This is a genomic window from Streptomyces ovatisporus (assembly GCF_042653885.1).
GTDB lineage: Bacteria > Actinomycetota > Actinomycetes > Streptomycetales > Streptomycetaceae > Streptomyces > Streptomyces ovatisporus.
This window is the reverse complement of sequence record NZ_JBHSFH010000001.1, coordinates 64,918-77,175: the sequence shown is the minus strand read 5'-3', so window position 1 is coordinate 77,175 and position 12,258 is coordinate 64,918. Positions and strand designations below refer to the sequence as shown.

The 12,258-nt window shown below is 71.8% G+C and carries 2 protein-coding genes; both read left to right on the top strand.

Features of this window, described 5'->3' with window-relative positions:
• Positions 1-65: 65 nt before the first annotated feature.
• Entirely contained in the window at positions 66-10,958 is a 10,893-nt protein-coding gene (locus ACFPA8_RS00190) for a non-ribosomal peptide synthetase (RefSeq protein ID WP_386440401.1), read from the top strand.
• A complete protein-coding gene (locus ACFPA8_RS00185) occupies positions 10,955-12,241 on the top strand; it encodes an MFS transporter (protein WP_386440398.1) in 1,287 nt (428 codons plus the stop codon). Before ACFPA8_RS00190 ends, ACFPA8_RS00185 begins: the two co-directional genes overlap by 4 nt.
• Positions 12,242-12,258 lie beyond the last annotated feature (17 nt).

Below are 12,258 nucleotides of genomic sequence, written 5' to 3'. Positions count from 1 at the left end.
CGCTGACGGCCAACGGGAAGCTCGATCAGCGGGCTCTGCCGGCGCCTGATCAGGGCTCCTATGCGTTGTCCGAGTACGTGGCTCCGCGCACGCCCGTCGAGGAGCAGGTCGCCGCCGTCTGGCGCGATGTCCTCGGCGTCGACCGGGTGGGGGTGCACGACAGTTTCTTCGATCTCGGCGGTGACTCCATCCGCGCCGTCGCCCTCGTCGGAGCCCTCCGCGCCGAGAGCCTGGACGTCTCGGTCGGCGATGTCCTCAAGCACCGGACGGTCGGCGACCTGGGGGAACTCCTCAGCGGGCGCGACGGGTTGACGGACGACGACCGCCTGGTCGAACCCTTCGAGCTGATCTCCGACGAGGACCGGGACAAGCTCCCCGAGGGGCTTGCCGACGCCTACCCGATGTCGCAGGTGCAGACCGGCATGGTGGTGGAGATGCTGGGCGGCGGAGACGCCTACCGCTCCTTCATCTCCTACCGGATCTCCGACAGTGCCCCCTTCTCGGAGGAGGCGCTGCGCGTGGCGGCCCGTACCGTCGTCGCCCGCCACGAGATGCTGCGGACCAGTTTCGACCTGCACAGCTACGCCGTACCGATGCAGCTCGTGCACCGGGAGACCGAAGTTCCGGTCACCGTGCACCGCGTGAGCTCGACCGCCACCGCCGGCGGCACCGGCGAGGACGGTCCCGGCGAGGAGCTGATGAGGCTGCTGCGCCGCGAGCGGGACGCCGGATTCGAGCTGGACCGGGCGCCGTTGCTGCGCGTGACCGCTTACGCCGGGACCGATCCGGGCGAGGGGTGGTGGCTCTCCATCGCCCGTCCGCACGCCATCACCGAAGGCTGGAGCCACAACTGGCTCCTCGGCGAACTCATCGACTGCTACCGCACGTCGGCCGACGGACGCGAACCCGAGCCGTTCGTCGCACCCGCCGTCCGCTACGCCGACTACATAGCCGCCGAACTGGCGTCCCTGGAGTCCCGGGAGGACGCCGCCTACTGGCGGGACGTCATCGGCTCCCACACGCCGTTCGCCCTTCCCGACGGCTGGGAGCGCGACGAAGGTCCCGGGGAGAGCTATGACCTGCGGGTGCACCTCGACGACATCGAGCACTCCCTGCGTGCCCTGGCCACCCGCCTCCGGGTGCCCGTCAAGAGCGTGCTGCTGGCCGCGCACGTGAAGGTCATGAGCCAGCTCACCGAGGCCCCGGCCTTCCAGGTCGGCCTCGTGTGCGACGCCCGTCCCGAACTGGCGGGCGCCGACCGGGTGTACGGCATGCACCTCAACACCGTGCCGTTCGCGGTGGACCGCTCCGCCCGCACCTGGCGGGATCTGGTGCTCCAGGTCTTCGACCGCGAGGTGGACCTGTGGCCGCACCGCCGCTACCCATTCCCGGCGATGCAGCGTGAGTGGCACGGAGGGCGGCTGGTCAACGTCGCCTTCAACTACGTCGACCTGCCGGAGCCGGACGGGGCCGCATCGGACGGCGCGACGGACGGAGTCCGCGCGGACGCCCGATTCGGCGTCTCCCAGACGGAGTTCGACATCACCCTGCACTGCCGCGGCGACAGGATGAACCTGACGACCAGCACGGCTGTCCTCAGCAGGGCGGACGGCGAGCGGCTGTGCGGCATGTACCGCGCCGTGCTGGAGGCGATGGCCGCGGACGCGGAGGGCGACGCCCGCGGCACCTGCCTTCCGGCCGGTGAACGCAGGCTGCTGCTGGAGGAGTCGACCGCCACCCGGCGCGAACCCGTCGACATCTGCGTGCCGGAGGAGTTCGAACGGTGGGCCGCCGGCACCCCGGACGCGGTCGCGGTCACCGCTGACGACGGGGTCACGAACTACCGGGATCTCAACGCGCGGGCCAACCGGCTCGCACACCACCTCCGCGGCCTCGGCGTGGGCCCGGACGTCCTGGCCGGCATCTGCCTGGAGCGTTCACCCGAGCTGGTGCTGGCCGTGCTCGCGGTGCTCAAGGCCGGCGGTGCCTATCTGCCGCTGGACCCGGAGACCCCTGCCGAGCGGCTCGGGTTCATGGTCGAGGACGCCGGCGCACGCTACCTGCTGACGCGGACGGACCTGCTCGACGTCGTGCAGCGGACGGACGAGGTGCACACCGTCCTCCTCGACGAACCGCAGCAGTGGGCGCAGCAGCCGGCGACGGACCCCGTGCGCTCCGCCGCCCGGGACGACCTCGCCTACGTCATCTACACCTCGGGTTCCACGGGCCGCCCCAAGGGCGCCATGGTCCGCCGCGACGGCATGGGCAACCATCTTCTGGCGAAGGCCGAGGACCTGTGCCTCGGAGCGACCGACAGCCTCGTCTTCAACGCCCCGCCGGCCTTCGACATCTCCGTCTGGCAGATGCTCGCCCCGCTCGTCACCGGCGGACGCGTCCGTGTCGTGGACGGGCAGACCGCTCTGGACCCGAAGGGCCTGTTCGGCAGGGTGGCCGACGAGGAGATCTCCGTACTGGAGGTCGTACCGTCCATGCTCCGTACCGCGCTGGACTTCTGGGACGCGGGTGCCGCCGCGCCCCGGCTGCCGTCCCTGCGGCGTCTCGTGGTGACGGGAGAGGTGCTGCCTGCGGAGCTGTGCTCGCGCTGGCTGGCGCGGTACCCGGACGTTCCGCTGGTCAACGCCTACGGCCCCACCGAGTGTTCGGACGACGTGACGCACGCCGTCATCGCCGATGCGCCCGGCGAGGCCCGTGTTCCCATCGGCGAGCCCGTGCGGAACACCCGCCTGTACGTGCTCGACGCCTGGCTGGAGCCCGTCCCCGTGGGCGTCGCCGGTGAGCTGTACGTCGGCGGCGCCGGAGTCGGCCGGGGTTACCTGAACCGGCCCGGCCTGACCGCCGAGCGCTTCCTGCCCGACCCGTACGGGCCTGCCGGAGCGCGTCTGTACCGCACGGGCGACCTTGTCGCGTGGCGCGGGGACGGGAGCCTGGACTTCCTCGGCCGCATCGACGACCAGGTCAAGGTACGCGGCAACCGCATCGAACTGGGCGAGATCGAGACGGCGTTCGGGGCCCACCCGGGTGTGCGCCAAGCCGTCGTCGTCGTCCGGGAGGAGCGGCTCGTCGGCTACTTCACCACCCTGGACGGCCAGGAGGTGCCGCCGGAGGAGCTGCGGGAACGGCTCGCCCGCACGCTGCCGGAGTACATGGTGCCCGCCGCGTTCGTCCGTCTGGAGTCCGTGCCGCTGACGCCCAACGGCAAGGTCGACAAGCGTGCTCTGCCGGCGCCGGACGACGAGGCCTTCGCACGCGGCGAGTACGTCGCCCCGCGTACCCCGCTCGAAGAGCGTGTCACGGAGAGCTGGCGTCAGGCCCTGGGCCTGGAGCGGGTCGGCATCCGGGACGGCTTCTTCGACCTCGGCGGTGACTCCATACGGGCAGTCGCGATGGTCGGGGCGCTGAGAGCGGAGGGCACCGACATCGCGGTACGTGACGTCTTCGAGGCCCGCACGGTCGAGCGGCTCTGCGAACTCGTCGCGGGCCGCGGCCGGTTGGCTCCGGCCGACCAGTCCTTCGCCGAGCCCTTCTCGCTGATCTCCGGTCAGGACCGCGACAAGCTCCCCGGCGACGTGGTCGACGCCTACCCGCTGGGCCGCACCCAGCTCGGCATGCTCATCGAGACTCTCGACGGCGAACGGAACCCGTACCACATCGTCAACACCTTCCGTGTCGCCGACGACAAACCCCTCGAGCCGGCGGCGCTGCGGGAGGCCGCCGCTGTTCTGGCGGCGCGCCACGAAGTGCTGCGCACCTCCTTCCACCTCACCGGCTACTCGGTCCCGATGCAGCTGGTGCACGCGAGCGCGGACATCCCCGTGCGGGTGCACAGCGTGCGCGGGCTGACGGAGGAGCAGCTGACGGAGGCCCGGTTCGCGCTCATGGCGGAGCAGCGGGCCGAGACCTTCGACGCGGAGCGCGCGCCGCTGTTCCGGATCCTCGCGCACGACGAGAGCGACGAGGCGTGGTGGGTCACCTTCACCCAGTCCCATGCGATCACGGAGGGCTGGAGCTACCACCAGCTGCTCATGGAGCTCCTCGACTGCTACCGGGCGATCCGGGACGGAGCGGAGCCCGCACCGTACGAGCTTCCGCAAGTGCGCTTCGCCGACTCCGTCGCGGCGGAGCTGGCGTCCCTGGCCTCCGAGGAGGACCGGGCGTACTGGCGGGGGATCACCTCGCGCCACGATCCGGTGGTCCTGCCCGAGGAGTGGTCCGGAGAAACGGGCGAACTGCACTACGCGGAGGTCCCGTTCGACGACCTCGCCGAGAAGCTGCGGGCCCTCGCGGGCACGGTGAAGGTGTCGATGAAGACCGTCCTCCTCGCCGCCCACATGAAGGTGCTCGGCCAGATCACGGACGAACCCGCCTACCACGCCGGCCTCGTCGTCGACACCCGCCCGGAGGTCCTGGGCGCCGACCGGGTGCTCGGCATGTACCTCAACACCCTGCCCCTGGCAGTGGACCGCTCGGCCCGCACCTGGCGTGAGCTGCTGACCCAGGTCTTCGACCGCGAGCTGGAGATGTGGACGCACCGGCACCACCCGATGCCCGCGGTGCAGCACGAGTGGGGCGGCGGACGTCTCATCAACGTCTACTTCAACTACACCGACTTCCATCAGGTCGACACGGGCACGGTCGCCACCGAGACCCGCATGACCAGCGCGAAGAACGAGTTCGACCTGACCGTCTTCAACCGGGGCGACCGGCTGTACGTGAACACCGCCGACAACGTCATGACCCGCGCGCACACCGACCGGCTCGCCGGGATGTACCGCGCCGTGCTGGAGGCGATGGCCGACGGCGCCGACGGTGACGCGAGGGCGGTGCTCCTGCCGCCGGGAGAGGCCGAGCAGCTGCTGGAGGAGGCCCGCCGCCCGGGTGCGGTGCACAGCGCGGTCTCCGACTGCGTGCATGAGCTGTTCGAGGGTCAGGTGGTGCGTGATCCGGGTGCGGTGGCGGTGGTGGCGGGTGGTGTGTCGCTGACGTATGCGGAGGTGGACGAGCGGGCGAACAGGCTTGCGTGGCATCTGCGTTCGCTGGGTGTGGGGCCGGAGTCGCTGGTGGGGGTGTGTCTGGAGCGGGGGCCGGAGTTGGTTCCGGCGTTGCTGGGTGTGCTGAAGTCGGGTGCGGCGTATGTGCCGTTGGACCCGGCCAACCCGGCGGAGCGGCTGGCGTACGTACTGGCCGACGCAGGTGCGTCCGTGGTGGTGACCGAGTCGGCTCTGCTGCCGCTGACGGAGAGCGTGCACGAGGGTGCCTTCGTGGTCCTCGACCGGGAAGCCGACCGGGATCTGCTGGCAGCGTGCGCACCGAGCGCGCCCGAGCGGCTGACGGGTCCGGACAACGCGATCTACGTCATCTACACCTCCGGTTCGACGGGCAGGCCCAAGGGCGTCACGCTCACCCACGCCAACGTCGTGCGGCTCATGGCGACTTCGCAGGAGCACTACGCCTTCGACGAGTCCGACGTCTTCTCCATGTCGCACTCCTACGCCTTCGACGTGTCGGTCTTCGAGATGTGGGGCGCCCTGCTGCACGGCGGAACCCTCGTCGTCGTACCCGGCGAAGTGACGCGTTCGCCCGAGGAGTTCCTGGACCTGCTCGTCCGGCACGGGGTGACGGTGCTGAGCCAGACACCGTCGGCCTTCCGCTCCCTGGTGCTGGCCGCGGAGGCCGGGGACGAACGCATCCGGCAACTGTCCCTGCGCGCGGTCGTCTTCGCCGGCGAGAAACTGGAGATCGGCGAACTGAAGCCCTGGACCGCGCGGTTGGGACTGGGACGGGTCGCGCTGGTCAACATGTACGGCATCACGGAGACCACCGTCCACACGACCTACCACCGGCTCACGAAGCGGGACATGGAGCCCGGCGCGGGCAACCCCGTCGGGCGTCCCCTCAGCGACCTCACGGTCCATCTGCTCGACCCGTACGGGAACCTGGTACCCGTCGGCTCCCGCGGTGAGATCCATGTGAGCGGACCCGGCGTGGCCCGTGGATATCTCGGCCGGCCCGGCCTCACCGCCGAGCGGTTCGTGCCCGACCCGTTCGGCCCCCCGGGAGCCCGGATGTACCGCAGCGGCGACCTGGCGCGCCGACGGGCCGACGGCAGCCTGGAGTTCCTGGGCCGCAGCGACGACCAGGTCAAGATCCGGGGCTACCGCGTCGAGCTGGGAGAGATCGAGGCCGCTCTCGGCAGCCATCCGGGGGTCCGGGAGGCGGTCGTCGTCGCCCGTGAGGACGGTGCGGGCGAGAAGCGGCTCGTCGGATACCTCGTGCCGGGCGGCGACGAGGCTCCCGCACCCGCCGAACTGCGCGACTGGCTCGGCCGTACCCTGCCCGGCTACATGGTCCCCGCCGCGTACCAGGTCATCACCGAGGTCCCGCTGACCGCGAACGGCAAGCTCGACAGGCGGGCGCTGCCGCTGCCGGCCACCACCGCCTACGCACGCGAGGCCTACACCGCACCCCGTACCCCGCTGGAGCAGCAGATCGCCGGCATCTGGCGGGACGCGCTGGGCGTGGATCGGGTAGGGGTCCGGGACGGGTTCTTCGAACTGGGCGGCGACTCCGTCAGGGCGGTCGTGATCGCCGGTGAGATGCGCGCGGCCGGACTGCACGTCGCGGCGCGCGACCTGCTGGAGCACCAGACCGTCGAGAAGCTGTGCGTACGATCCGCCGGACTGTCCCGGACCGCCGAACTGCAGGCGGTGGTCGAGCCGTTCGAGCTGCTGAGCGACGAGGACCGGACGAAGCTGCCCGCCGGCATCGCCGACGCCTACCCCCTGACGTACACGCAGACCGGCATGCTGGTGGAGATGCTGTCCGGTGACGGGCCGCGCAGCTATCACCGGGTCTCCTCCATCCGCGTCGGAGCCGACGAGCCCTTCTCCCGGGAACCGCTGCAGCGGGCGGTGCAGGAGCTGATCTCCCGGCACGAGGCGCTGCGCACCACGGTCGACACCACGTCATGTTCCGTACCGGTGCAGCTCGTCCACGCCACGGCCGAGGTGCCGCTGCGCGTCGTCGACCTGACCGCCGCGGGGGAGGAGGAGCAGGAACGGGCCCTGCAGGAGCTGCTGGACGCCGAGAGCCGCACGCTGCTGCCCCACGACACCGCTCCCCTCCTGCGGCTGGTGGTCCACCGCTTCCCGGGCGGCAGCTGGCAGCTGACGATCACCCAGTCGCATCTCGTCGTGGACGGCTGGACGTTCTCGCTGCTGCGCGCCGAACTGCTGGAGGCCTACCGGGCGTTCCGGGACGGGACAAAGCTCGCGCCCTGGCAGAAGCCCTCCGTCCGGTTCGCCGACACCGTCGCGGGGGAGCTGCGCGCCCTGAAGTCGGAGGAGGACCGCGCCTACTGGAGCGGCGTCGTCGGCCGCAACGCACCGTTCACCTTGCCGGACGCCTGGGGCGCCGATCCGGATTCCCCTCGTGAGGGCCACCGGATCCGCCTTCCCTTCGACGAGTTGACGCCCGGGCTCAGGGCGCTCGCCGCCGACGCCGGAGCTCCCCTGAAGAGTGTGCTGCTCGCCGCGCACCTCAAGGTGCTGAGCCGGCTCACCGCCGCGACCCGCTTCCACTCCGGTCTGGTGACCCACTGCCGCCCCGAAGCACCCGGCGCCGAGCGGGTGTTCGGCACGCACCTCAACACGCTGCCCTTCCCGGCGGAGGTGACCGCGGCCACTTGGCGGGAGCTGGTGCGGGACGTCTTCGCGCGGGAGCTGGAGGTGTGGTCCCACCGGTACTTCCCCATGCCGGCGATCCAGCACGAACTCGCCGGCGGCGCGCGGCTCGTCGACGTCTACTTCAGCTACGAGGACTTCGACACGCCGGACGACGCCCCGGCCGCGGGCAGCGGCGGGCAGTCCATGGGCTTCAGCCACGACGAGTTCCCGCTCACCGTGACGGCCGGCGACAGCGGACTCGTCCTGGAGATGGACAGCCACGCCGTGAGCCGGGCGGACGGAGAACGCCTCGCCTCGCTCTACCTGACCGTGCTGGAGGCGATGGCAGCCGACGCGGAAGGCGACGCGCGCGTCCCGGTGCTGCCCCCCGGCGAAGAGGACCTGCTCCTGCCCGACCGGACGTCCCAGCGGGCGGACGGCCCGCCGTGGCACGCGCCGGACCGGTTCGAGGAGTGCGCACGGCGGACTCCCGGCACCCCGGCGGTGATTGCGGACGGCACGTCCGTGTCGTACGGCGATCTGGAACGGCGTGCGAACCGCATCGCACATCAGCTGGTCGCAGCCGGTGCCGGACCCGAGTCCACCGTCGGTCTGGTGATGGGCCGCGGGACGGATCTGCTGGCGTCGCTGCTCGGGGTGTGGAAGGCGGGTGCGGCGTACCTCCCGCTCGACCCGGCCTTCCCGGCGGATCGTCTGACGTACATGCTCGCCGACTCCGGAGCGTCGGCCGTGGTGACGGAGTCCCGGTTCGCCCACGACGGCTGGGAGTTCGGCGGCCCGCGCATCCTCCTCGACCAGGACTGCGAGGCGCTCGCCGCCCGGCCCGCGACCCCGCCCGCGAGGCGGACCGACCCGGACGGACCCGCGTACGTCATCTACACCTCGGGATCCACGGGACGCCCCAAGGGCGTGCAGATCACTCACCGGGGCCTGGCGAACTTCCTGGTGCACGGGCTGGAGGAGTATCTGGCCGACGGCGTGGCGGGAGCCCCCCTGTTCTCGTCCCCTGCCTTCGACATGGTCGTCTCCAGCATGCTCCTGCCTCTCATGGCGGGTCTGCCCGTGCACGTCTTCCCGCACGGCAGGGACCCGGGAGAGCTCGGCGAGTGGCTGGCGAGCAGCGGGCCGTTCGACTTCGTCGAGCTCACGCCCGGCCATCTGGAGCTGATCCACGGCGGGTCGGCAGGAGACCCGGACAGTCCGCTCGCGAGGGTCCTGGTCGTCGGGGGCGAGACGGTCTCGGCCAGGAACGTCCGGCAGGCCCGCGAGCTGGCGGGCGGAACCGGCCGGGTGATCAACTCCTACGGGCCGACCGAGACCACCGTCGCCAGCCACGAGTTCACGGTGCCGGAGCACTTCGCCGGTGAGACCGTGCCGATCGGCCGCCCCGTGCGCAACCTGGGGGCCTACGTCCTGGATGGGCACCTGGCGCCGGTACCGCGCGGAGTGGCGGGCGAGCTGTACATCGGCGGGGTGGGCGTGGCACGCGGCTATCTGCGCCGGCCGGGACTGACGGCGGAGAGGTTCCTGCCCGACCCCTACGGGCAGCCGGGCGCACGGCTGTACCGGACCGGGGATGTGGCCCGTGTGCTCCCGGGCGGAGACGTGGAGTTCCTGGGGCGCGGCGACGGGCAGGTCAAGATCCGCGGCCACCGCGTCGAACTGGGAGAGATCGAAGCCGCCCTGGTCGCGCACCCGGATGTCGCGGACGCGCGTGCGGTGCTGCACGGTGAGGGCCCCGGCGACACCAGACTCGTCGCCTATCTGGTCGCCATGGGCGGCCAGTCGCCGGATCCGGCGGTGCTCCGTGCCGGACTCGGCCGCGAACTGCCGGAGTACATGATCCCGGCCGCCTTCGTGACGCTGGAGAGCATCCCGCTCAACGCCAACGGCAAGCTCGACCGGGACCGGCTGCCGTCCCCCGACGAGGAGTCCTTCGCGCGGTGTGCGTACGAGGCTCCCCGCACCGCGACCGAGCAGTGGCTCGCGGGCGTCTGGTCGGAGGTGCTCGGGGCGGGACGAGTGGGTGTCCGGGACCGCTTCTTCGCCCTCGGTGGCCACTCGCTGCTCGTCTTCCGGGTCATCGCCGCGGCACGCCGCGCGGACCGTCCGCTGTCGTTGCTGATGCTCTACAAGGACGACAGCCTCGAAGCGGTCGCCGCCGCCGTCGACGAGGCGGAAGCGGGTGCGGAGCATGCTTCCCGCAGGCCGGCGGCGGTCGCCCCGGCAGGCCCCGTGCAGGGCGCGGATTCCTCGGGCCCGCCCGCGGAGAACGTCCCGGCGGCGAGTCTCGCGGTCATCGCGGACAGCGAACTGGTCGCCCTGGACAGCCGTGGTGTCCTCGCCGCCGGTGAGGACGAGGGGGTGACGGCCGGGACGGTCTTCCAGGCCGGGTCCGTCAGCAAGCTGATCACCGCGTTCGGCACCCTGCGCCTCGTGGAGCAGAAGGTCCTCGCGCTCGACGAGGACGTCAGCCGGTACCTCGCCGACTGGCGGGTGCCCGACGGCGCCGTCCTCACGCTGCGTCAGCTGCTGGGCCACACGGCCGGTCTGGCACCGACTCCGAGCGAGGGCCAGGCGCGCGGCGAACGGCTGCTGCCGATGCCCGAACTGCTGAGCGGGAAGGCCCCGGAGGCCGGTCCCCCGGTCCGGGCGGAGCTGGCGCCCGGCCAGGTCTTCCGCAAGGCCAACGTGCACTTCTCCGTGGTCCAGCAGGTGCTGACGGACGTGACGGGTGAGCCCTTCGAAGCCCTCATGGACCGCCTGGTGTTCGAGCCGCTGGCCATGCCGGGCAGCAGCTTCCGCCAGACCTTCCCGGAAACCTCGGGACGTCCCGTCGCCGTGGGACACAGTGCCAACGGCAAGCCCGTGGAGGGCGGATGGCGCCTGTGGCCGGACACCGCGGCGGCCGGTCTGTGGACCACGGCGGAGGACGTGGCGAAGGTGCTGCTGGAGATCCGCAGGTCCAGGCTGGGCAGGCCGAACGCCCTGCTCGCGCCGGCGTCGGCCGTGGAGCTGCTGACGCCGCAGCATCCCCACAGCGCCTACGGGCTGGGCGCCGTCGTCGACGACCTCGGTGAGGACGTCCAGTTCGGCCACGGCGGAGCAGGCGTCGGCTACCACGCCCTCGCGATGTGCCGGGTCGGCGCGGGAACCGGATTCGTGGTGCTCACCAACGGTGATGCGGGGGCGGAGGTGGCCCGGCGCTGCGTCTCCCTGCTGGAGCCGGGCCGGTCGGCCGAGCGGCCCTGGTGAGCGTCGCGGAGGGGCCGGCCGTCGGGGCCGGGCCCCGGCGGCAGCCGCCGCCACTGCGCCGGAACCGCGACTTCCTGCTGCTGTGGCTGGGGGCGGGCGTCTCCGTGCTCGGCGACCGGGCGGCGACCGTCGCGTTCCCGCTGCTGATGATCTGGTACGGGGGCTCCGCCACCGAGGCCGGGCTGGTGGGCTTCGCGGGGCTGCTGCCGATGCTGCTCGTGCAGCTTCCGGCCGGGGTCGTCGTGGACCGGCTGGACCGGCGCAAGACGATGATCGTCTGTGACGTGGCCGGCCTGCTGGCCATGCTCAGCGTGGGAGTGGCCCTGCTGAACGGCAGACTGTGGCTGCCGCACATGCTGGCGGTGGCGTTCGTCGAGGGAACAGCGGCGATCTTCTACCGGCTCTCCGAGCGTGCGGCCGTACGCAACGTCGTACACCCGGACCATCTGGCGCCCGCGCTGTCGCAGAACGAGGCGCGTGCCCGCGCGGCCGGTCTGCTGGGGCAGCCGCTGGGGAGTTCGCTCTACGGAGCGGCGAGATGGTCGCCGTTCGTCTTCGCCGCGGCGAGTCATCTCCTCGCGCTCGTCAGCCTCTTGTGCATCCGGAAGAAGTTCCAGACCGAGCGGCGCGAGGAGCCGTGGCGGCTGCGGGCCGAGATGGCCGAGGGGTTCGCCTGGCTGCTGCGGCAACGCTTCCTGCGTGCCGCGATCTCCCTGGTCGCCGTCACCAACGTCCTCTTCCAGGCGCTTTCACTGGCGCTCGTCCTGATCGTCAAGGAGAGCGGGGGCTCGCCCGCGTCCATCGGCTTCATCGGACTGGTCTCGGGAGCCGGCGGCATCATCGGCGCGCTGACGGGGTCACAGTTCGTGCAGCGCATGAACCCCGGCACCGTGATGATCTCGATCTTCGCGGTCTGGTCGGCGCTGATGCCCGTCGTGGCCCTGACGTCGAACGTGTACGTGCTCGCGGCGCTGTTCGCCGGGACGTCCTTCGCCGGGGCGGTCCTCAACGTCATGGCCGGCGTCTACCAGGTACAGATCACCCCGGACGAGATGCAGGGCCGCGTCGGCAGCGTCGCGGGCCTCCTCAGCTCCGGCGCGAGTTCCCTCGGCGCGCTGGGCGGCGGCTTCGCCCTGAGCGCGGTCGGGTCGACGGGCACCGTGCTCGCCGTCGGGGCAGTCATGGCGGCGACCCTCGTCACGGCCGTACTCGTGCCGTCCGTCCGCCGCGCCAAGCGCACCGAGTCACCACACCGCCCGGAGCCTCCCGGCTCCCGGGCGTGACCGCGGGACAACCGCGA